The 21,159-nt window shown below is 70.4% G+C and carries 15 protein-coding genes; 9 read left to right on the forward strand and 6 right to left on the reverse strand.

Annotated features, from left to right (window positions below; translation table 11 throughout):
- Nucleotides 1–4: 4 nt before the first annotated feature.
- Both ML539_RS08480 and ML539_RS08485 read right to left on the reverse strand, forming a co-directional pair.
- Entirely contained in the window at nucleotides 5–979 is a 975-nt protein-coding gene (locus ML539_RS08480) for an SWIM zinc finger family protein (protein WP_243322514.1), read from the reverse strand.
- Nucleotides 976–4,101 (reverse strand): DEAD/DEAH box helicase, encoded by a 3,126-nt coding sequence (locus tag ML539_RS08485; protein ID WP_243322516.1) that lies wholly within the window; start codon nucleotides 4,099–4,101, stop codon nucleotides 976–978. The genes ML539_RS08480 and ML539_RS08485 overlap by 4 nt, the downstream gene beginning before the upstream one ends.
- A gap of 86 nt (nucleotides 4,102–4,187) precedes the next feature.
- Between ML539_RS08485 and rpiB the strand changes: the two genes are divergently transcribed.
- From rpiB to gcvPB, 5 genes are all read left to right on the forward strand, one after another.
- On the forward strand, nucleotides 4,188–4,619 hold the full coding sequence (gene rpiB, locus ML539_RS08490; protein ID WP_243295167.1) for a ribose 5-phosphate isomerase B: 432 nt from the start codon (nucleotides 4,188–4,190) through the stop codon (nucleotides 4,617–4,619).
- Nucleotides 4,619–5,338, forward strand: a complete 720-nt coding sequence (gene rph / locus ML539_RS08495) for a ribonuclease PH (protein ID WP_243322518.1) — start codon at nucleotides 4,619–4,621, stop codon at nucleotides 5,336–5,338. Before rpiB ends, rph begins: the two co-directional genes overlap by 1 nt.
- Nucleotides 5,335–8,160 (forward strand): patatin-like phospholipase family protein, encoded by a 2,826-nt coding sequence (locus tag ML539_RS08500; RefSeq protein ID WP_243322520.1) that lies wholly within the window; start codon nucleotides 5,335–5,337, stop codon nucleotides 8,158–8,160. Before rph ends, ML539_RS08500 begins: the two co-directional genes overlap by 4 nt.
- A 110-nt stretch (nucleotides 8,161–8,270) precedes the next feature.
- Nucleotides 8,271–9,623, forward strand: coding sequence for an aminomethyl-transferring glycine dehydrogenase subunit GcvPA (gcvPA, locus tag ML539_RS08505; protein ID WP_243322522.1), 1,353 nt, complete (start codon nucleotides 8,271–8,273; stop codon nucleotides 9,621–9,623).
- Nucleotides 9,624–9,634: 11 nt separating this feature from the next.
- On the forward strand, nucleotides 9,635–11,164 hold the full coding sequence (gcvPB, locus tag ML539_RS08510; RefSeq protein ID WP_243322524.1) for an aminomethyl-transferring glycine dehydrogenase subunit GcvPB: 1,530 nt from the start codon (nucleotides 9,635–9,637) through the stop codon (nucleotides 11,162–11,164).
- A 58-nt stretch (nucleotides 11,165–11,222) separates the two neighbouring features.
- Here the strand turns inward: gcvPB and ML539_RS08515 are convergent, their stop codons facing one another.
- Nucleotides 11,223–11,663 (reverse strand): Lrp/AsnC family transcriptional regulator, encoded by a 441-nt coding sequence (locus ML539_RS08515; protein ID WP_243322525.1) that lies wholly within the window; start codon nucleotides 11,661–11,663, stop codon nucleotides 11,223–11,225.
- A gap of 93 nt (nucleotides 11,664–11,756) precedes the next feature.
- Between ML539_RS08515 and ML539_RS08520 the strand changes: the two genes are divergently transcribed.
- Nucleotides 11,757–12,827, forward strand: a complete 1,071-nt coding sequence (locus ML539_RS08520; protein WP_243322528.1) for a S41 family peptidase — start codon at nucleotides 11,757–11,759, stop codon at nucleotides 12,825–12,827.
- A 12-nt stretch (nucleotides 12,828–12,839) separates the two neighbouring features.
- Here the strand turns inward: ML539_RS08520 and ML539_RS08525 are convergent, their stop codons facing one another.
- The 3 genes from ML539_RS08525 to modA are packed head-to-tail and all read right to left on the reverse strand — an operon-like array spanning nucleotide 12,840 to nucleotide 15,399.
- Nucleotides 12,840–13,946, reverse strand: a complete 1,107-nt coding sequence (locus ML539_RS08525; RefSeq protein WP_243322530.1) for an ATP-binding cassette domain-containing protein — start codon at nucleotides 13,944–13,946, stop codon at nucleotides 12,840–12,842.
- Nucleotides 13,931–14,605: a molybdate ABC transporter permease subunit gene (modB, locus tag ML539_RS08530; protein WP_243322532.1), complete on the reverse strand. Its 675-nt coding sequence runs from the start codon at nucleotides 14,603–14,605 to the stop codon at nucleotides 13,931–13,933. Before modB ends, ML539_RS08525 begins: the two co-directional genes overlap by 16 nt.
- A complete protein-coding gene (modA, locus tag ML539_RS08535; RefSeq protein ID WP_243322535.1) occupies nucleotides 14,605–15,399 on the reverse strand; it encodes a molybdate ABC transporter substrate-binding protein in 795 nt (264 codons plus the stop codon). The genes modB and modA overlap by 1 nt, the downstream gene beginning before the upstream one ends.
- Nucleotides 15,400–15,584: 185 nt before the next feature.
- Between modA and ML539_RS15485 the strand changes: the two genes are divergently transcribed.
- Genes ML539_RS15485 through ML539_RS08555 form a run of 3 tightly spaced genes read left to right on the forward strand, consistent with a single transcriptional unit; the run spans nucleotide 15,585 to nucleotide 21,159 of the window.
- Nucleotides 15,585–18,179, forward strand: coding sequence for an ATP-binding protein (locus ML539_RS15485; RefSeq protein ID WP_279341569.1), 2,595 nt, complete (start codon nucleotides 15,585–15,587; stop codon nucleotides 18,177–18,179).
- A 14-nt stretch (nucleotides 18,180–18,193) separates the two neighbouring features.
- Nucleotides 18,194–19,324, forward strand: a complete 1,131-nt coding sequence (locus ML539_RS08550) for a hybrid sensor histidine kinase/response regulator (protein WP_243322537.1) — start codon at nucleotides 18,194–18,196, stop codon at nucleotides 19,322–19,324.
- 47 nt (nucleotides 19,325–19,371) lie between these two features.
- Nucleotides 19,372–21,159, forward strand: coding sequence for a M2 family metallopeptidase (locus ML539_RS08555; protein WP_243322539.1), 1,788 nt, complete (start codon nucleotides 19,372–19,374; stop codon nucleotides 21,157–21,159).

A 21,159-nucleotide genomic window follows, 5' to 3' on the forward strand; every position in this document is an offset into this window, starting at 1 on the left:
CAGACTATTGTCCTTGTTTTTTGCCCCAGCGCCGCTTCTTGTGGCGCCAGTTCCGGCCGGCCTTGGCCGGGGGCGGCAGGGGCGTGTCGAAGGGCGAGGCGGGCTGCTCAGGCTCGCCCTCGCCTTCGCCGTCATCGAGGCGGCGCGGGCCTTCTTCGATCTGCTGCAGCACCCACTGGGCCGTGCGATGCATGAGGGCCGCCAGGCAGAGGCTGGTCTCGATGCGGGCGTGGGGCAGGGGCCCCAGCTGGGTGAACACGGACGGGTCGGGCGGGATCACGCGCGGGATGGCGATCTCGGGAAGGGGCATGGGCAGGGCGTCATAGGCCTCCTCGGGGAGGTGCCGCCACGGCTCGGGCTGGGCCTGCTCCCGCTTGAGGAGATCCGCCACCGTCGTCTGCTTCTTGGGAGGGCGACCGCGCTTCTTGGGGGCGGCCACGGCGGCGGCCTCCAGGGCGGCCTGGAGGGCCTGCATCACCTCGTCGCGGCTCTTGCCGCGCAGGTCGAAGAGCAGCCAGGGATCGCGGTCCAGGGCCTCGGCCATCACGTAGCAGACGGCGGCCACGTGCTTGCAGGGGTTGGCCCAGTCCGGGCAGTCGCAGTGGGTCTGCAGCTCCTTGGGCACGCGGGGGTAGAGGCTGGCGCCCGCCTCGCGGAAGGTCTCGTCCAGGCCCTGGGGCATCTCACCGGCCAGCAGCGAGGCCACGAAACGGCTCTCCTGCGCGATGCGGGCCAGGGCCTTGTCCCACTGGGCGGTCGTGAGGGCGGGCAGGCCCAGGGTCACGTTGTAGGTCTTGCGGCCGTGGACCCGGGCCTGGATCTCGCCGGGCTGGACGCTGAAGTGCGACACGTGGCCGTCCTCCGCGTACTTCTTCCCGCGGGGCAGGCGGTTCTCGTAGTCGTCCCCGAGCTTCTCGAGGCCCTGGATCCAGAGGCGGCCCCACCAGGTGGTGCCGAAGCGGTCGGCGTGGCTCATCATGGCGCCACCTCCTTCGCCTTGCGGCGGACCGGCCTGGGGGCCTGGTCCTCCCCGCCGCCTTCATCGGCATCCATGAGCTCGGCGTCGGGATCCAGCGCCACCAGGCGCCGCAGGGCGTCGTCGTCCAGCTCCGTGAGCCATCCTTCGCCCGTGCCCACCACGCGGTCCGCGAGGTCGCGCTTGGACTCCAGCAGGGCGTCGATCTTCTCCTCCAGGGTGCCGATGGTGACCAGCTTGTGCACCTGCACGTTCTTGGTCTGACCGATGCGGTAGGTGCGGTCCGTGGCCTGGTCCTCCACGGCCGGGTTCCACCAGCGGTCGAAGTGGAAGACATGGGTGGCCGCCGTGAGGTTGAGGCCCACGCCGCCGGCCTTGAGGCTCAGCAGCAGCACCGGCGAGGAGTCGGGATCCTCCTGGAAGCTGCGCACCAGCTCGTCGCGGCCCTCCCGCGTGGTACCGCCATGGAGGAAGGGCGGCTCGAAGCCCAGGGCGTCCTGCAGGTGGATCTGCAGGCGGTCGCCCATCTCCTTGAACTGCGTGAAGACGAGGGCGCGCTCGCCGGCCTCGACGACCTCCTCGAGCATCTCCGTGAGGCGGTCCAGCTTGCCGCTTCGGCCGCGGTAGGGCCCCTGGGCCTTCAGGAACTGGCTGGGGTGGTTGCAGATCTGCTTGAGGTGGGTGAGCAGGGCCAGGATGCGGCCCCGGCGTTCGATGCCGCTGGCGGCAGTCAGCTCCTCGTCCATCTTCTCGACGCGGTACTGGTAGAGCTCCGCCTGCTCGCGGCTGAGCGTGGTGAACACCTTCATCTCCTGCTTGTCCGGCAGGTCCTGGATGATGGCGCGGTCGCTCTTGAGGCGGCGCAGGATGAAGGGGCCGATGCGCTGGCGCAGCTCCTGGGCGGCGTCGGGATCCCGGTACTTCTCGATGGGCGTGGCGAAGCCCTCCTTGAAGTGGGACTCGCTGCCCAGGTAGCCGGGCAGGGCGGCGCTGAGGATGGACCAGAGCTCCGTGAGCCGGTTCTCGATGGGCGTGCCCGTGAGGGCCAGGCGGAAGCTGCCCCGCAGGCGCCGGACGGCCTTGGCCTGGGCCGAACCCGCGTTCTTGATGGCCTGGGCCTCGTCCACCACCACCATGCCCCAGGCGCGGGCGGAGAACGTGTCCTCCTCGCGGCGCACCACGCCGTACGTGGTGAGCACGAGGGTGTGGGGCTTGAAGGTGCCGGGCAGCGGGTCGCGGTTGTTGCCGTGGTGCACGAAGACCGGCAGGCTGGGCGCGAACTTGGCCAGCTCCCGCTCCCAGTTGCCCAGCAGAGAGGTCGGGCAGACCAGCAGGGTGGCAGGGCCGTGCTGGGGGCTCTGCTCCTGGCGGTGCAGCAGCAGGGCCAGCACCTGGATCGTCTTGCCCAGGCCCATGTCGTCGGCCAGGATGCCGCCCAGGCCCAGGCGGGACAGGCCCTCGAGCCAGGCCAGGCCGCGCAGCTGGTAGGGGCGCAGCTGTCCCTGGAAGCTGGCGGGCTGGGTGATGGGCTTGTCGGGGAGGATCTTGAGGTCCTCCAGGGCGGCGCCGAAGTCGCCGGCCACCTCCACCTCGATGGCCTCGCTCACGCCGGGAATCCGGGCGGTGCCCGTGAGGGCGGCGGCCAGGGCCTCGCCCTTAGTCATGCTCTCGAAGCCGGCGCCCCGGCTGGCCTGGAGGACCGTGGAGATCTGCTTGAGGGTCTCGGGATCCAGGGCCACCCACTTGCCCTTCCAGGCCACCAGCGGGTGCTTGAGGCTCGCCATCTGGGCGAAGTCCTCCACGCTCAGGGCGTCGTCGCCCAGCATGAGCGACCAGTCGGCGCTGACGCTGCCCTCCAGGCCCACCTGGGTGGCGGGGGCCGATTCGATGACGCTGCGGGCGCCCAGGCGCACCTTGGCGCGCAGCCGCTTGGCGCCGCCGAAGTCCGCCAGGGCCTCGGGGATGTGGACGAGGAAGCCGGCCTCCTTCAGCTGGGCCGCGCCCCGGGTCAGGAAGCTCCAGGCCTCGGTGGGGCGCAGCAGCAGGTCCTCGGGGCGCTGGCCCGAGAGGGCCCGCTCCAGGGCGGGGAAGAAGGGCACGGCGCGGGCCAGGCCCCGCAGCAGGACCTGGCGCGCCTGGAGCACTTCGGGCTCGGTGCTGGGCTCCCAGAGCTTGGCGACGCCGATGTCCACGCCCGCTTCGGTCTCCAGGCCCACCTTCAGGATCCACCCCTCCTCCACGAGCCGGTCCGCCTCCTGCACGGCCTGGCTGTGGGTGGGCACGGGCGGGGCCTCCAGGGCCAGGCGGGGCCGCAGCCACTGGGGACGGGCGCCCTCGCTCCACTGGGCCAGCTGCTCGCCCAGGGTGCGCTCGGTGATGCCGATGGTGGGGAACTCCGGCAGCTGATGGGACAGGGCCACCATGAGCCGTTCGTCCCAGGGCAGGCGGTCCCGCTTGTGGCCCCGCAGCCGGTGGATGAGGCCCAGGCGGGGATCATCGCCGGCCCGCAGGCCGCCGGCCACGAAGCGCATGATGAAGTCCGCCCCGTCCTCCAGGAAGGCCGACAGCACGGCGTCCACGGAGGGCGGCATGGCGAGGTCGTCCTCGATGTCGAAGGCGTCCAGCTCGCCCAGGGCCACGGTCTTGGTGAAGGCCCAGGTGTCGTTCTCGGGGAAGGCCAGGGCCGCGGGGGGCATGGCCTCCGCCAGCTGGCGCAGGGCGGTGCGGTCCGAGGGGCTGGTGAGGCTCACGCCCCAGCGGGCCTTCCAGGGGTTCCCGCGGGTGTCCAGCTGGGGCAGCAGGGCGCCGCGGACCACCAGGGACTGGAGCAGGCGCAGGGCCGTGGCCCAGTAGCGGAGGGTGGGCCCGGCATGGGCCGGGCGGAGGGCCAGGGAGGAGAGCCAGGGGTAGGCCCGCTGCCAGCGGAGGGGCACCGCGTGCATCTCCACCAGGGCGGCGTCCGGCAGGAAGATCTGGGCCTTGGCGGGGGTGAGGCGCTCGCGGCCCTGCAGCTCGCCCGGGAGGGTCCGGAGGGCGCGCGCCCACTCGGCGGGTTCCACCGCCTCGGGCATGCAGAGCAGGAAGCCCCGATCCTGGGGGCGGTACTGGAGGAAGGGGTTCAGCATGAAGAGACGGACCCTAGATATCGGACGGCGCGCGCGCTGGCCGATGTAGGCTTGGGGCTATGGGGCGCGGCCCAGGGAGCAGGACGATGAGACTCGGCTTTGCAAGCGATCATGCGGGGTTCGACCTGAAGGAACGGCTGAAGGCGTGGGCCCTGGGTCAGGGACATGAGGTGGTGGATTTCGGCACGGACGGGACCGCCTCGGTGGACTACCCGGATTTCGCGCACCGGGCGGCACAGGGCATGGATCAATGGGAGCGCCTGGTGCTGGTCTGCGGCTCCGGCATCGGCATCAGCATCTCGGCCAACCGCCATGCCGGCATCCGCTGCGCGCTGGTGACCTCCCCTGAGCACGCGGCACTGGCACGGCAGCACAATGACGCGAACGCCATCGCTTTCGGCCAGCGGCTGACGGATCCGCTCAAGGCGGAATACTACCTGAAATTGTTCCTGGAAACACCTTTCGAAGGGGGGCGGCACCAGCGCCGCGTCGAAAAGATCGAGTGGAAGGGCTGCTGATGCGCCGCGGCGACGAGCTCCGGAGCCTGGATTTTGAAACCGGCGTCCAGCTCCACGCGGCCGGATCCTGCCTCGTCCGCATGGGCCGCACCCACGTGCTCTGCGCCGCCTCTTTGGAGGAAAAAGTGCCGGGCTGGATGAAGGGCCGAGGCACCGGCTGGCTTACGGCGGAGTACGGCATGCTGCCCGCGGCCACGAACACCCGGTCTGACCGCGAGGCCTCCCGGGGCAAACAGCAGGGCCGCACGGTGGAGATCCAGCGCCTCATCGGCCGCAGCCTCCGCCAGGCCGTGGACCTGGCCGCCCTGGGCGAGCGCACCCTCACCGTGGACTGCGACGTGCTGAACGCCGACGGGGGCACCCGCTGCGCCTCGATCACCGGGGCCTGGGTGGCCGCGGCGCTGGCGCTGCGGTCCCGGGGGCTGGAGGCGGCCCTGGCTCGCCAAGTGGCCGCGGTGAGCGCGGGCATCGTGGAAGCTGGCGACGGGCGCCGGGGCCTGGTGCTGGATCTCGAATACGAAGAGGACCACCTGGCCGCGGTGGACTGCAACCTGGTGGCGGCTCGTGGGGTGACCGGGACCGGCGAGCTGATGCTGGTGGAGCTCCAGGGCACGGGCGAAGGCCGTCCCTTCAGCCGGGCCGAGGCCGATGGACTGGTGGACCTGGGTCTCGCGGGATGCGCGGCGCTGATGGAGGCGCAGCGGGCCGCGCTCGCATGAGGCGGAAGCTGCGGGCCCCGGCCGTGCCGCTCCTGGCGGCCCTGGCCGTGCCGGCTCTGCTGGCGGCCCAGGCCGCTCCAGCCGCATTGCCGCCCGCCCAGCCGCCTGTCCAACTGCCTGCCCAGCCTCCCGTCCTTCCCCGGCGCATCGAAGTGCCGGTCCAGCCGCCGGACATGGTGTTCCGCTTCGTGCCCCGGGTGGAGATCCCCGGCATGCCGCGGGTGGCCCTGGCCCTCAGCGGCGGGGGAGCGCGCGGCCTGGCGCACATCGGGGTGCTGCAGCGGTTCGAGGAGGTCGGCTTCCCCCTGGACAGCGTCACGGGCACCAGCGCCGGGGCCCTGGTGGGGGCCCTCTACGCCAGCGGCTTCTCGGGCGGCGAGATCGAGGATCTCTTCCGGCGCCTGGACCTGACCCGCGCCTTCCTGGAGCCGCTGCTGCGCAACCCGGGCGAGACGCTGGACGAGCAGGAGGACCGGGAGTCCACCCTCATGTCCATCGAACGCAAGAATGGCCAGACGACCTTCGCCCAGGGCCTGCGGAGCGGCCTGGAGGTGCAGCGCACCCTCCAGGGCCTGCTGGCCCGGGGCGCCTACTTCTCCGAGGGGGACTTCGACCGGATGCGGCGGCCCCTCCGGATCCTGGCCACGAACCTGGAGACCGGCCAGGGGCGCGTCTTCGGAAACGGGGACCTGGTGGAGGCCGTGCGCGCCTCCATGGCGGTGCCCGGGGGTTTCCGGCCCGTGCTGATCGAAGGGCAGCAGTACGTCGATGGCGCCCTGGTGGAAAACCTGCCCGTGACCACGGCGAAGGAAGCCTTCCACCCCGACGTGGTCATCGCGGTGGACATCAGCAGCCCCCTGGAGCACCGCCAGGCCACCAGCATCTTCTCCGTGGCCTCCCGCAGCCTCGACCTGGTGGTGGAGCGCCGCCAGTGGGAGAGCCGCGCGGCGGCCGACTTCCTCATCCGCCCAGACATCCGCGACGCCCCGTTCCTGGAGTACGGGAGCCTGGCGCCGAAGCTGGTGCTGCAGGGCCGCGAGGCCTTCGACGCCCGCCTGGAGGAGCTCGCGACCTTCCTGCGCGGGAAGACTCCGGGGCAGGAGATCCTGCCGGCGGACCGGGTGGTCTTCGAGAGCCCCCTTCCGGTCGGGGAGACCCTGGAGGGGATCCTGGCCGCGACGCTGAAAACCGTCCCCGGCGCCGGCCCTGGCGGCGGGAGAGGGGTTGGGGGGTTCTCTCTGCAGGACGTGCGGATCCTCCTCCAGCAGGTCCTGGTCCACGGACTCGCGCGGGAAGCCTGGGCCACGGTGGAGCCTGACCGGACCCTGACCGTCCACCTGCGGCCCTACCCGCCGGTGACCGAGCTCGCCGTGAACGCGCCGCCGGCATGGATCCCCCGCGTCGAGCGGGCCCTGGCCAGACGGATCAAGGTCGGTGCCGCCTTCAATCCCAAGACCTTCGGAGACGTGGTCTCCCAGGTGATCTACGGCCTCCTGATGGACGGCAGTCCCCTGGTGGATGCGCGCGGATCCGGCTTCGACCCCGAATCCGGCCGCCTCAGCGTGGTCCTCCGGGAGCCCCTGATCACCCAGGTCAACGTGTGGCCCGCGTCCGGCCCGGCGGTGGACGAGGCCCACCTGCTGCGGATCCTGGGCCGCCTGGAGGGCGCGCCCTTCCGGCCGGTCACCCTCCAGCAGCGCATCGCCCTGGCCGAACACCGGCTCCACCTGGCCGAGCTGCGCTACCTCACCCGCCCCGACGGCCAGGGGGGAACCGTCCTGACCCTGATCCCCGTGCCCCAGCGGCAGGATCGGCTCGACCTGTCCCTGGGCTACGAGAGCACGCTGGGCGGGCAGCTGGGCCTGACCTATCAGGCCCTCAACCTCGGCTTCACGGGTTCGGAACTGGAGCTGAGCGCGGCCCGCAACCGGCTGCAGCAGCAGGCCACCCTGGCCCTGCGGGCCCCCTTCAGCTTCTCGCCGGGGGCCGGGTTGGAGCTCAGCGGGAACTACTGGCAGCAGCGCCTGGAGGTGCCCCCGCTGTGGCCCGTCCCCCAGTTGCCCGTCGGCGGTGTGGAGGGGCGCATCAGCGCCTCGGATCTGGTGCTGCGGACCTACTTCCGGTTCAGCAACCTGGGGACGGGAAAGGTGAGCTTCGACCTGGAGCGGCGGAACGTGGCCTTCCTGGAGGAAGGGCTGCGCCAGACCCAGGCCCAGGACGCGGCGTTCCTATCCGCCGAATGGGACAACTTCGACCGGCACACCCTGCCCCGGGAGGGGCTGCTCCTGAGGCTCCGGGGCGGCGCGGGCCGGACGAAGGCGGGGACCCTTCCCGGCGGCGACTTCCAGCAGGCCTACTTCCGGGCCCGGGGCCTGCATTCGTTCACCGAGTTCGTGGGGGCCGACCTGGACCTGGAGTGGGGCCAGGGCCGCCGGCTGCCCCTGGACCGCTGGTGGGTGCTGGGGGGCCCCTCTTTCGTCCTCGGCTCCCGGGCCTCGGGCCTCGTGGCGCCCAATTTCGGGGTGGCGAGGTTCGGCGTGCCCTTCCGCCTGTACAGCGGCCTGGGCCTCACCCTGGAAGTGGTGCCCCGCTTCGACCTGGCCTGGATGTCCCGGGACGCGAGCACCCTCTTCCACGCGGACATGAACTACCGGGCGGAGGGCAAGGGGCTCCTGGTGCGCACCACCCTCCTGTCCAAGTTCTATGTGGAGCTGTCCTATGGGTTCCTCAAGCTGAGGGCTCCCCAGGGAACCCGCCCGGCCACGGGCAGCTTCGACGTGGTCATCGGGACCCAGTCGTTCGACTTATGGAAGCGAAGGTGAGGGTGGTGGTCTGCGCCTGGGTGGTCTGTGATCGCCTGCACAGGAGGGGCTCCCGCCCCGGGCTGATACCCTGAAGTGCTGGGATTTCATCCGCTCTCACCGAGGCCGTCATGCGCTACCTGCCCTCTTCTCCTGCCGAAGATCGAGCCCTCCTGGACACGATCGGCGCCGCCCGCGCCGAGGATCTCCTCTCGGGCATTCCGGAGGGGTTGCGCCTGAACCGGGCGCTGGACCTGCCCTCCCAGGGCTCCGAGCAGGAAGTGGCCTGGCAGATGCTGGATCTGGCCAACAAGAACACCCGCTTCTGCGCCCAGTTCCTCGGCGCCGGTGCCTACGACCACTTCGTGCCCTCGGCCATCGACGCCATGGTGAGCCGCCAGGAGTGGTTCACGGCCTACACGCCCTACCAGCCGGAGATCAGCCAGGGCACCCTGCAGCACATCTTCGAGTACCAGACCCTCATCTGCGACCTGACGGGCCTGGACGTGACCAACGCCAGCCTCTACGACGGCGGCACCGCCTGCGTCGAGACCGCCCTCATGGCCGTGCGCGTCCAGAAGAAGCGCCACACCGTGCTGGTGAGCCGCGGGATCCACCCGCTCTACCGCGACGTGCTCCAGACCGCCTTCGCGCCCCACCAGGATCTGCACCTCGTCGAAGTGGGCCTCAAGGATGGCGTGACGGACCTGGCCGACCTGCAGGCCAAGCTGAATGACGACGTGGCCGCCGTGATGGTGGGCTACCCCAACTTCCTGGGCGCCGTGGAGGACCTCACGGCCCTGGCCGGCCCCGTCCACGCGGCGGGCGCCCTGCTGGTGAGCGTCACCCAGGAGGCCCTGGCTTTCGGATGGCTGGAGGCGCCCGGCAAGGTGGGCGCCGACATGGCCTGCGGCGAGGCCATGAGCTTCGGCAACCGGCCCACCTTCGGCGGCCCCTACCTCGGCTTCCTGGCGGTGAAGGACGCGCACAAGCGCGAGATCCCCGGCCGCGTGGTGGGCCAGACCAAGGACCTGGACGGCAAGACCGGCTACGTGCTGACGCTCACCGCCCGCGAGCAGCACATCCGCCGCGACAAGGCCACCAGCAACATCTGCTCGAACCAGGGCCTCGTGACCCTGCGGGCCAACCTCTTCTTGCAGCTCGCCGGCCCCGAGGGGCTGAAGGGCCTGGCGGCGCAGAACGTGGCCAAGGCCCAGCACCTGCGCCAGCGGCTGCTGGACCTGCCGGACATGGAGCCGGTCTTCGATGCGCCCTTCTTCAACGAGTTCGTGTTGCGCTACAAGGGCGATCTGGCCGCGCTGCAGGAGGCCTGCCTCGCGGAGAGCCTGCTGCCGGGCCTGGATTTGGGCCGCTTCTATCCCGAGTACCAGGGCTGCATCCTCTGGTGCGCCACCGAACTCCACACCCGCCGGATGATCGAGAGCCTCGTCGAGATCCTGGCCCGCGTCCCCGCCACGGTTTAAGGAGAGGTCCCATGTTCCTTCGTCAGCGCGAACCCCTCTCCTTCGAACGCTCCGTCCCCGGCAAGCGGGGCATGGACCTGCCCAAGCTCGACGTGCCCGCCGCCCAGGACACCCGGCCCGCCCACCTCAAGCGCAGCGGCTTCGACGCCCTTCCCGAGCTGAGCGAGGTGGAGGTCATCCGCCACTTCACGCGCCTCTCCAAGTGGAACTACGGCGTGGACGACGGCATCTACCCGCTGGGCTCCTGCACCATGAAGCACAACCCGCGGCTGAACGAGAAGGTCGCCGGACTGCCCGGCTTCACGGACAGCCACCCCATGGCGCCGGACGCCCTCGTGCAGGGCAACCTGGAGCTGCTCTACACCCTGCAGGAGTGGCTGAAGGAGATCACCGGCCTGCCCGGCGTCACCTTGCAGCCCAGCGCGGGCGCCGCCGGCGAGCTGACCGGCGTCATGCTGATCCGGGCCTACCACGTGGCCCAGGGCGCCAAGCGCCGCGTGATCCTCATCCCCGACAGCGGCCACGGCACCAATCCCGCCACCGCCGCCATGGCGGGGTACGACGTGGTGGAGCTGCCCTCCCGTCCCGACGGCACCATCAGCTTCGAGGACGTGACCGATCCCGTGAACGGCAAGGTCCGCAAAGGCCTGAAGACCCTGGTGGGTGAGCTGGGCCCCGAGATCGCGGGCGCCATGATCACCAACCCCAACACCGTGGGCGTCTTCGAGTACCGCTTCAAGGAGATCAGCGACCTGCTGCACAGCGTGGGCGCCCTGGTCTACATGGACGGCGCCAACATGAACGCCCTCGTGGGCGTGGCCCGTCCCGGCGACTTCGGCGTGGACGTCATGCACCTGAACCTGCACAAGACCTTCTCCACCCCCCACGGAGGCGGCGGCCCCGGCGCCGGTCCGGTCTGCGTGGGCGAGAAGCTGCTGCCCTTCCTGCCCGTGCCGGTGGTCGTGCGCGACACGGTGAAGGTGGGCGAGGGCGAGGTGCCCAAGCATTCGTATCGCTGGGACTGGAACCGCCCCCAGAGCATCGGCAAGGTGCACACCTTCTTCGGCAACTTCGGGATCCTGGTGCGCGCCCTCACCTATTGCCTGAGCCACGGCTCCGACGGCCTGCGCGAGGCGACGCTGCGCGCCATCGTGAACGCCAACTACATCCGCGCCCGCCTCAAGGACGCCTACGCCCTGCACATCGACTCGCCCAGCCTGCACGAGGTGGTCTTCAGCGACACGCTCCAGGCCAAGCACGACGTCCACACCCTGGACATCGCCAAGCGCCTCATCGACCATGGCTACCACCCGCCCACGATCTACTTCCCCCTGATCGTGCCGGGCGCGCTCATGATCGAGCCCACGGAGAGCGAGGGCAAGGACGAGCTGGACGCCTTCTGCGACACCCTGCTCGCCATCGCGAAGGAGGCCGAGACCGACGCCGAGGCCCTGCACCAGGCGCCGACCCTGGCTCCCATGCGCCGCATGGATGAGACCACAGCGGCTCGCAAGCCCGTGCTGCGGTGGACGAAGGCCTAGGCCGCGCCAACCTCGCCGCTCGAAGGGCCCTCCGGGGCCCTTCGCCTTGGGGGATCTCTCAGCGCCGGTCGAAGCGGGGCGACATGACCAGCAGGGTCTGGGTGGAGGCGATGCCCGGCAGCTTCGCCACCTCGTCGCGGACGCGGTTGATGTCTTCGAGGCGCTCGCCCTCCAGCTGCAGGACCAGGTCGATGTCGCCGCCCACGGAATCGGCCACGCGCACCTCCGGAAAGGCCTCCAGGATGCGCACGGCCCGCTCGTGGCTGGGCCCGCTGCCCTTCACCATCAGGTAGGCGCGGACGCCGGGTTTCGGCTCCAGGCCCAGCCGCAGCGTGTAGCCCTGGATGACGCCCTCGCGCTCCAGGCGCTTGATGCGCTCCTGCACGGCCGAGCGCGAGAGCCCCACCCGCGCCGCCAGCGCCACCTGGGTGAGGCGCGCGTCCGCGCTCAGCTCCGTGAGGAGCCGGCGGTCCATGTCATCGAGGTCAGGCCTGGGCATTCCGGCATTCTGGCAGTTCGCCGGGTTTCCGGCATCTTGCCGGCTAGACCATTGGAGTGCCCGGACGAAACTTGAACATCCGCCGGAGTGCCCATGCAGCTTAGAACCGCCTTCCTCCTCCCCGCGCTCATGATCTGCCTGGCCGCCCAGGACGCGGCTCCCGCGGTCTCCCCCGGCCAGCGCAAGGCCGTGGTGACGGCGTTGGCCCGGGAGCTGAAGGCCCAGTACGTCTTTCCGGAAGTGGCCGACGACCTCGGGAAGGTTTTGGCAGCCAAGGTCGAGCGGGGCGGGTACGACGGTGCGGTCACGGTCAGCGCTTTCGCCGAGGCCCTGACCAGAGATCTGCGGGAACAGGGCAAGGACGGCCACTTCCGCGTGCGCTTCGATCCCGCCTTCAACCCCAGGGATGAAGACGAGGACCACGTCCCGACGCCGGCGGAAGTGGCCGAGGCCCGGCAGCAGTCGGCCCGCCGCGCGTACGGCATCGCCAAGGTGGAACAGCTGCCCGGCAACGTGGGCTACCTGGAGATCCTGGGCTTCGGCCCCACGGAGTTCGTGGGCCCAGCCTTCACGGCGGCCATGCAGATCCTGTCAGGCACCGAGGCGCTCATTCTCGACCTGCGGCGGAATGGCGGTGGCGACCCTGAGAGCGTGGCGTTCCTTGTGAGCCATTTCTTCGGGGAGGGGGATGTGCGCCACCTCAACTCCATCTACAACCGGCCCAGGAACGCCACGCGGCAGTACTGGACCAGCCCCGTGGCAGTGCGCTACACGCGACCGGTGTACGTGCTGACCTCCCGGCGCACCTTTTCCGGCGGCGAGGAGTGCGCCTACGATTTCCAGACTCAGAAACGGGCCACCCTGGTGGGGGAAGTGACTGGCGGCGGGGCCAATCCCGGCCATGCGGTGGCCTTGGCCCACGGCTTCAACGCATTCATTCCCACGGGCCGCGCGGTCAACCCCGTGACCCAGACGAACTGGGAGCACGTCGGCGTGAAACCTGACCTGGCCGTGCCGGCCGCCGAGGCCCTGAAGGCGGCACACCTGGCCATCCTCAAGGACATCCTGGCGAAGGAGAAGGATGCCGACTACCGCAAGCGGTTGGAGGCCATCCTCGGCCGGGTGGAGAAAGGCGAATCCGAGCCGGCGCGGTACAGCCGCTAGCGGATTCGGCCCTCAGTCGTGCGGGATCAGATGCACGGCGGCGGCCTTTAGGATGGCGCAGACCTCATCCCCCTCCCGCAGGCCCAGATCCTGGCAGGCCTGGCGGGTAACCAGGGCTTCCAGAGGGAACCCGCAGTCGAGGCCGATCCGCATGAGCGGACCTTCGGGATTCAGCCCCGTGATGCGGGAGGGCAGGCGGTTGCGGACGGTGGACCCGGGGCCGGGGCCGCAGCCGCGCTCCACGGCCACATCCTCGCCGCGGATGCAGACGAAGACCTGCCAGCCGAGGCTGCCCGGATCGGCCGCATGGATCTGCGCGGTGCCCACGGAGAGGGTGGCCATGCCGTCGGCGATGGATTCGATGCGGCCCAGCACCACGGTCTCCACGCCCAGGATGCGCGCCACGGCGGGATCTGTGGGGCGGTTGAAGACCTGCTGGATGCTTCCGCTCTGGCAGACGCGGCCCTGGTCCATCACCACCAGCCGGTCGCCCAGCTGGAGGGCCTCCGTGCGGTCGTGGGTCACAAGGATGGTGGGGATGTCGAGCGTCCGCAGCAGCTCGCGGAGCTCCTTGCGCAGGCGCTGCTGCGAAGGCCGGTCCAGGGCCGAGAGGGGCTCGTCCAGCAGCAGCAGCCGGGGCTTTCTCGCCAGAGCCCGGCCCAGGGCCACGCGCTGCTGCTGGCCTCCGGAGAGCTCCCCGGGGAGGCGGTCGCCGAGGCCCTCCAGGCCGAGGAGGGGGAGGAGCTCCGCCGCACGGGCGGGCCGCTCCGGCACCGTCAGGCCATAGCCGAGGTTCGCGGCCACCGTGAGGTGGGGGAACAGGTCGTAGGTCTGTGAGAGGAAGCCCAGGCGGCGGGCCTGGGGGGGGCGGTGGATCCGGGTCTCGGCATCGGACCACATCTCGCCATCCACCCGGATGACCCCGCGGTCCACGGGCTCAAGGCCCGCGAGCAGGCGCAGGGCGGTGGTCTTGCCCGAGCCCGACGGCCCGAAGAGCACGGTGATGGAGAAGCCCGGCTCGGGGATCTCGAAGCGCGCCTCGACGGTGGGTCCTCCCGGATAGCGGCGCTCGGCTTCCGCCTGGAGGAAGGGGCGGCCGGAAGTCAGGTGAGTGTCCACGGCTTCCTCTGGCGGCGCTGCAGGGCGTAGGTGAAGGCCAGGACCAGGAAGGACACGCCCAGCAGCAGGGCGGCCGTGCGTCCCGCCGGGGCGTAGTCCATGGCCTGCACCTGGTCGTAGATGGCGATGCTCACGGTGCGGGTGCGGCCCGGCAGGTTGCCGCCCACCATGAGCACCACGCCGAACTCCCCCAGGGTGTGGGCGAAGGTGAGCACCAGGCCTGTGAGGATGCCGGCCCAGGAGAGCGGCGCGATCACCCGGAAGAAGGTACGGGCGCGTGATTCGCCCAGGCACCAGGAGGCCTCGATGAGCCCGCGGTCCACGGAGGCAAAGGCCGCCGCCAGGGGCTGGATCATGAAGGGGAGGCTGTAGAGCACGGATGCGATGAGCAGGCCCTCGAAGGAGAAGGGCAGCGTGCTGCCGAAGAGGCTCTCCCAGGCGCGGCCCAGGGGGCTGCGGGGACCCATGGCCAGCAGCAGGTAGAAGCCCAGCACCGTGGGCGGCAGAACCAGGGGCATGGCCACCACCGCCTCCACCAGGAACCTCCAGCGCCGCCGGGAGAAGGCCAGCCAGTAGGCCAGGGGCAGGCCCAGGACCAGCAGCGCCACCGTGGTGAGCGAGGCGAGCCAGAGGCTCAGGCGGATGGCCTGCCAGTCCATCAGGGGGCGTCCGTGGTGAAGCCGTAGTTCCGCAGGATGGCCTTCCCCGCCGGGGACCGCATGAACTCCCGGAAGGCCAGGGCGGCGGCGCGGTTCCGGGCGTGGTTGGGGATCACTCCGCCCTGGTCCAGGGCGGGGTAGGCCTCCAGGGGCAGCTCCCACATGCGGCCTGTGGCCGTCATGGCCGGGGCCTTGGCCAGGGAGAGCGCGAGGATGCCGATGTCCGCGGCGCCGGTCTGCACGAACTGGGCGGTCTGGGCGATGTTCTCCCCGAAGACCAGGCGGGGCCGCAGGGTCTCCAGCAGGCCGAGCTTCGCCAGGGCGGCCTCGGCGGCGCGGCCGTAGGGCGCGTGGCGCGGGTTGGCGATGGCCACCTTGCGGGCAGCGGGATGCAGGAGCGCCGACAGGCCCTGCTCCACGGGAATGGGCGAGCCGTTTGGCACCCACAGCACCAGGCGGCCCCGGCTGTAGCGGAATTCCGTGCTGCCGTCCGCCAGGCCCGCCTCCACCAGCTTCTTCGGGTAGGCGAGGTCCGCGGACAGGAAGAGGTCGAAGGGCGCCTTGTTGGTGAGCTGGGTGTAGAAGTTGCCGGAGGAGCCGTAGGTGATGGCCACCTCCTGGCCCGGATGGGCAGCCATGAACGCGGTCCTCACTTCGGCCAGGGCGAACTGCAGGTCTGCCGCGGCGGCGATGGCAAGCGGTGGGGGCGGGGCTGCGGCGTGTGCCGCGTTGCCGAAGCCCAGGATGCCAAGGGCCATGAAGACGGAGCGCAGACGGAGGCGGAGGGTGGTCATGGTGTTTCCGGGCTGGGCGGCGGACGCCGGGGCGCTGGGTCGATTCTAAGCCGGCGGGACTGGAAGCATTGCCGCCAGCGGGGCGTCCCGTCATCATTCCACGGAACCACCGCCACACCACTGGCCGGACCCCGGGGGTTCCCATCCTGGGCCGTTCAGGCCATCGGACCCCGGGGGAAGGCCGCATGACCGTGTTCCTCAGCCGGTTTCGCATCGCCACCAAACTCTGGCTGGGGTACAGCGCCGTGGCGGCGATCCTGACCGGCCTGGCGCTGATCCAGCTTGGACTGCTCCACCAGGAGGAACAGCAGGCCATCCGGGTCTTCGAGAACCGCATGGTGCCCGTTCGGCACTTGAAGGTGGTGTCGGACGCCTACAGCATCCGCATCCTGTTCGCCGCCCGCCAGGTGCGGGGAGGCACCCTGGACCCCGCCGAAGGGCTCGCGCAGGTGCGTTCCGCCCGGCGGGAGGCGGGTCGCCACTGGGCGGAGTTCAAGGCCTCAGCGCCGGCCCAGACGGACGCGGAGGCGCTGGCCCGCGTGGACCACCTCTCGCTCTACCTGGCCGCGGACCTCGACCGGCTGGAGGGGCTCCTGGCCGAGAGCCGGCTGCCGGAGCTCGGGCGCTTCGTGGACGACGACCTGCTGCCGCAGATCCTGCCCATGACCAACCTGCTCGCCGGGCTGGTCCAGGCCCAGGAGGACGCGGCCCAGCAGAGCCTGGAGGCCATGGCGGCGCGGGCCCGCCGGACCCGGGTGCTGTCCTACGCCATGATCCTCGCCGGCCTGGTCACGGCCCTGGGCTTGGGCTACCTGATCGCCCGCGACCTCTCCGTCAGCATCCGGGGGATGCTGACGCAGGTGCGCCGCGCCGCCGAGGGCGATCTCACGGCGCGGGTCGAAGTCCGGGGGCGGGACGAGCTCGCGGACTTGGGGCACGAGCTGAATCGCATGGTCGCCCGGCTCCGGGAGACCATCCAGGCCCTGGCCGAACAGGAGGCCGGCGAGCGCGCGGTGCTGCAGAACGCCCAGGTAGCCGTCATCGTCCGCGACCGGGATGGCCTGGTGCGCCGGTTCAATCCCTATGCGGAGACGTTGCTGGGCTACCGCGCCGACGAGGTCCTGGGCCAGCCATCCGCGAACTGGCTCGATCCGGAGGAAGTGGCGGCCCGGGCCGGGGAACTGGCTCGGACCGCGGGCCGGCCGGTGGTCAGTGACCTCGAGATCATCCGCCTGCTCACGGAGGCGGGGCCTGACCAGCGGGAATGGACTTTCCGGGCCAGAGACGGGCGGCGCATCCCCATGCTGGTGGCCCTCTCCCAGGTGACGGGCCCCGAGGGGGAGCCCATGGGCTACCTGAGCGTCGCCTCGGACCTGTCGGAGCGGAAGGCCCTGGAAGCCGGCCTTCGGGCGAGCGAAGCGAAGGCCCAGGCGGCGAACCGCGCGAAGAGCGCCTTCCTCTCCAACATGAGCCACGAGCTCCGCACGCCGCTCAACGCCATTCTCGGCTACGCCCAGCTGATGGCCCGGCGGTCCGCGCGCAGCCCGGAGGATCACGAGCAGCTTGGCCGTATCCTGGCCGCCGGCGAGCACCTTCTGTCCCTCATCAACGATGTGCTGTCCCTTAGCAAGATCGAATCCGGCGGTCTCGAGCTGCGCCCGGAGCCCTTCGGCACCGCCGCCCTTCTGGAGGGCGTGGTGGACATGCAGCGGATTCGGGCCGAGGCGAAGGGGCTGGCGTTGCGCCTGGAGGTGGATCCGGCCCTGCCGCCCCACCTGGAGGGGGACGCGCCCAAGCTCCGGCAGGTGCTGGTGAACCTGCTGGGAAACGCCGTGAAGTTCACCCGGCAGGGATCGGTGACCCTCCGGGCGGGCTACGTCGCGGGGCGGGCGACCTTCGCCGTGGAGGATACGGGCCCGGGGATCTCCGAGGAGGACCAGCGGCAGCTCTTCCAGGCTTTCTTCCAGGCCTCCACCCAGCCGCTGGCGGCCGAGGGCACGGGCCTGGGCCTCCACATCAGCCGTTCCCTGGTCCACCTCATGGGCGGCGAGCTGCACCTCCAGAGCCGGCTCGGCGAAGGCAGCCGCTTCAGCTTCGAGCTGCCCATGGAGGAGGCGGAGCCCCCCCTGGAATTGACGGGAGGCGGGCAGGTGGTGGGCCTGGCGCGCGGGCAGCGGCGCCCGGCTGTGCTGGTGGTGGACGACCGGCCCGAGAACCGCGACCTCCTGGCCCAGCTTCTGGCCTCCGTCGGCTTCCAGGTGCGCACCGCGGCCGATGGCGTCGAGGCCCTGGAGCTCTGGGAGCGCCACCATCCCGACCTGATCTGGATGGACCTCCGGATGCCGCGCATGAGCGGCTTCGAGGCCCTGCAGGTCCTCCGCGGAAAGGAGCTGGAGCAGGGGCTCCCGCACACCTTTGTCGTGGCCATCTCCGCCAGCGTCATCGACCTGGACCGGGAGACCCTCCGCAAGGCGGGCTTCGACGACTTCCTGGGCAAGCCCTTCCGCGAGGCGCAGCTCTTCGAGGTGGCCGGCCGCCTGCTCGGCCTTCGCTTCCTCACCCGGGAACCCGAAGCCCCGTCAACGCCCGGCGACCTGGCCGGCCTCCAGCTCCAGCCGGAATCCTGGCGGGCTTCGCTGAAGGAGGCGGTCGTCACGGGCGATACCGAGGTGGCCCTGGCCCTGGTGGAGGGCTTGGGCCACGGCGCGCTGGCGGAGGACTTGCGGCGGCTGCTCAAGGCCTACAAGCTCGAGGCACTGCTTGACGCGCTGAACCGATGAATCAGGAGACCGACATGCTGGTGCCCCAGGGCGACATCCTCATCGTGGACGACAACGCGGCCAACCTCGACCTGCTGGGGGCGGTCCTGCGGGAGCGCCAGTACCGGGTGAGGGCCGTGCCTTCCGGCGCCATGGCCCTGGCGGCCGCCCGCCGCCACCCGCCCGAACTGGTGATGCTCGACGTGAACATGCCGGGCATGGACGGCTATGAGACCTGCGAGGCCTTCAAGCAGGATCCGGTGCTGGCCCGCATCCCCATCATCTTCATCAGCGCCCTGGACGACCCGCTGGACAAGGTGCGGGCCTTCCAGGTGGGAGGGCGCGACTACGTGACCAAGCCCTTCAGCGCGGAGGAGGTGCTGGTGCGGGTGGAGCACCAGGTCAACCTGGGCCGGCTCCAGCGCGAGTTGGAGATCCAGAACCAGAACCTGGTGGACGCCAACCTCAAGCTCAAGGAAGTGAACACCCTCAAGACCAACTTCACCACCATGCTGGTCCACGACCTCCGTTCACCCCTGACCGTGCTGGGGCTCGTCCTGGAGCGGCTGCGGGAGGGCTCGGCGGGAGACGGCACGCTGGACAAGGCCGAGGCCTCCGTCGGGCGGATCAAGACCCTGCTCGACGAGATGCTGGAGATCTACCGCAGCGAAAGCGGGCAGCTCCCCATGGAATTCGGAGAGATCGAGCCGGGGCCCTGGCTGAAGGCCCTGATGTCTCCGTACCCGCTGCGGGCCGCCTCGGCCGGTCTCGAATTCCAGGTAGCGATCCCCGAGGGCCTGCCGATGATCCGCGCGGACGTTTCGAAGCTGGACCGCGTCCTGGTGAACCTCGTGGACAACGCCTTCAAGTTCACCCCCAGGGGCGGGGCCGTCCGGGTGGAGGCCGGGATCGAGTTCGGTTCCGGCGTGGAGGCTGGCCTGCGCTTCCTCCGCCTGTCGGTCATCGACACCGGGCGCGGCATTCCGGCGGGGGACCTCCCCTACATCTTCGACCCCTTCCGCCAGTCCGAGCGCAGCGACGCCAGCAAGGGGGTCGGGCTGGGCCTGGCCATCGTCCAGCGCCTGGTGGCGGCCCACAAGGGCCAGATCCGGGCCCAGAGCCAGGTTGGCTTCGGTTCCAGCTTCAGCATCCTCCTCCCCTGCTGACGCCCACCCGCCCCGAAGGCACAATAGAGGGTTCCCCGGAGCCCCGCATGCGCCTCCTCCCGTCCCTTCTCCCCGCCCTTGTTCTTGGTGCCCCCCTCATGGCCCAGGCCCTCTCGCCCGTCCAGGAACGGGCCGACCGCTTCCTCAAGCTGGTGAACGCCGGCTACCAGTCCCTCTACTACGTGAGCCAGCAGGCCACCTGGGCCGCCTCCACGGACGTGAAGCCCGAGCACGACGCCGCGGCCGAGTGGGCGGGCAAGGCCTTCGCCGCCTTCAACGGCAATCCGCTGGTCATCACCGAGGCCAAGGAGCTGCTCAAATCCCGGGCCCAGCTCGACGAGAAGACTGTGCGCCAGCTGGAGCGGGTGCTGCTCATGCCCTACGGCGCCGAGGGGCCCATGACCAAGCCCGAGCTCGTGGCCGCCCGCATCGAGGCGGAAACGAAGCAGGTTTCCATCATGAACGGCTACCAGTTCAAGGTGGGCGGCCGACCCGTCAGCGCCAACGACATCGACAACAAGCTGGCCTCCAGCCGCGACCTGGCGGAGCGTCGGCAGTGGTGGGAGGCCAGCAAGGAGATCGGCGTGCCCCTGAAGGACGGCCTGGTGCGCCTGCGCGATCTGCGCAACGGGGTGGCGCAGGAGCTGGGCTACCCCGATTACTTCGCCCTCCAGGTGGCCCGCTACGGCCTCACCACCGACGAGATGATGGCCTTCAACCGGAAGTTCCTGGCCGAGCTGAAGCCCCTCTACCTCCAGCTCCACACCTGGGTGAAGTACGAGATGGCGAAGAAGTACGGCCAGCCCGTGCCCAAGGCCATTCCCGCCCACTGGATCAACAACCGCTGGAGCCAGAACTGGACCGGCTTCGTCAGCGCCGTGGACTTCGATCCCTACTTCAAGGGCTGGCAGCCCGAGCGCATCGTGAAGACTGCCGAGGCCTTCTACGTGGGCCTGGGCTTCGATCCCCTGCCCGTGAGCTTCTGGGCCAAGTCCGACCTCTACCCCGTGAAGGCCGGCGACCCGCGCAAGAAGAACGCCCACGCCTCCTGCTGGCACCTGGACCTGGACCACGACATCCGCTCGCTGATGAGCGTGGAGCCCAATGCCGAGTGGTTCGAGACGGTCCACCACGAGCTGGGCCACGGCTACTACTTCATGAGCTACACCCGCCCCGACGTTCCGCCCCTCCTGCGCGACGGCGCCAACCCCAGCTTCCATGAGGGGGTGGGCGAGCTCATCGCTATGGCCACCCGGCAGATCCCGTACCTCAAGACCGCGGGCGTGCTTCCGGCGGACTACAAGGCCGACCAGATGCAGGTGCTGCTGAACGACGCCCTGGAGGTGGCCATCCCCTTCATGTACTGGGCCTGCGGCACCATGCCCGAGTGGGAGGCGGAGTTCTACGGCAAGAAGATGCCCGCTGACCAGATGAACGCCCGCTGGTGGAAGCTCGTGCGCGACGAGCAGGGCGTGGAGCCCCCCAGCCCCCGCGGCGAGCAGTTCTGCGACGCCGCCACCAAGACCCACATCAACGACAACCCCGCCTACTACTACAGCTACGGCTGGGCCACGGTCTTCAAGTTCCAGATGCACGACCACATCGCGCGGAAGATCCTCCACCAGGACCCCCGCAGCTGCAACTACGCCGGGAACAAGGAGGTGGGCGCCTTCCTGAAGAAGATCCTCGAGAAGGGCGCCACCGAGGACTGGCGGAAGGTGCTGAAGGAGGCCACGGGCGAGGATCTCTCCACCCGCGCCATGATGGACTACTTCAAGCCCCTGATGGCCTGGCTGGAGCAGCAGAACAAGGGCCGGCAGATCGGCTGGGAGTAG

The organism is Geothrix sp. SG200, assembly GCF_022808935.1.
Taxonomy (GTDB): Bacteria; Acidobacteriota; Holophagae; order Holophagales; family Holophagaceae; genus Geothrix; species Geothrix alkalitolerans.

Coding starts and splice junctions, on each gene's coding strand:
- ML539_RS08485 (WP_243322516.1), bottom strand. CDS start 4,101: ATGCTGAACCCCTTCCTCCAGTACCGCCCCCAGGATCGGGGCTTCCTG.
- ML539_RS15485 (WP_279341569.1), top strand. CDS start 15,585: ATGACCGTGTTCCTCAGCCGGTTTCGCATCGCCACCAAACTCTGGCTG.
- ML539_RS08520 (WP_243322528.1), top strand. CDS start 11,757: ATGCAGCTTAGAACCGCCTTCCTCCTCCCCGCGCTCATGATCTGCCTG.
- ML539_RS08550 (WP_243322537.1), top strand. CDS start 18,194: ATGCTGGTGCCCCAGGGCGACATCCTCATCGTGGACGACAACGCGGCC.
- gcvPB (WP_243322524.1), top strand. CDS start 9,635: ATGTTCCTTCGTCAGCGCGAACCCCTCTCCTTCGAACGCTCCGTCCCC.
- ML539_RS08500 (WP_243322520.1), top strand. CDS start 5,335: ATGAGGCGGAAGCTGCGGGCCCCGGCCGTGCCGCTCCTGGCGGCCCTG.
- ML539_RS08555 (WP_243322539.1), top strand. CDS start 19,372: ATGCGCCTCCTCCCGTCCCTTCTCCCCGCCCTTGTTCTTGGTGCCCCC.
- rph (WP_243322518.1), top strand. CDS start 4,619: ATGCGCCGCGGCGACGAGCTCCGGAGCCTGGATTTTGAAACCGGCGTC.
- ML539_RS08480 (WP_243322514.1), bottom strand. CDS start 979: ATGATGAGCCACGCCGACCGCTTCGGCACCACCTGGTGGGGCCGCCTC.
- ML539_RS08515 (WP_243322525.1), bottom strand. CDS start 11,663: ATGCCCAGGCCTGACCTCGATGACATGGACCGCCGGCTCCTCACGGAG.
- modA (WP_243322535.1), bottom strand. CDS start 15,399: ATGACCACCCTCCGCCTCCGTCTGCGCTCCGTCTTCATGGCCCTTGGC.
- gcvPA (WP_243322522.1), top strand. CDS start 8,271: ATGCGCTACCTGCCCTCTTCTCCTGCCGAAGATCGAGCCCTCCTGGAC.
- rpiB (WP_243295167.1), top strand. CDS start 4,188: ATGAGACTCGGCTTTGCAAGCGATCATGCGGGGTTCGACCTGAAGGAA.
- modB (WP_243322532.1), bottom strand. CDS start 14,605: ATGGACTGGCAGGCCATCCGCCTGAGCCTCTGGCTCGCCTCGCTCACC.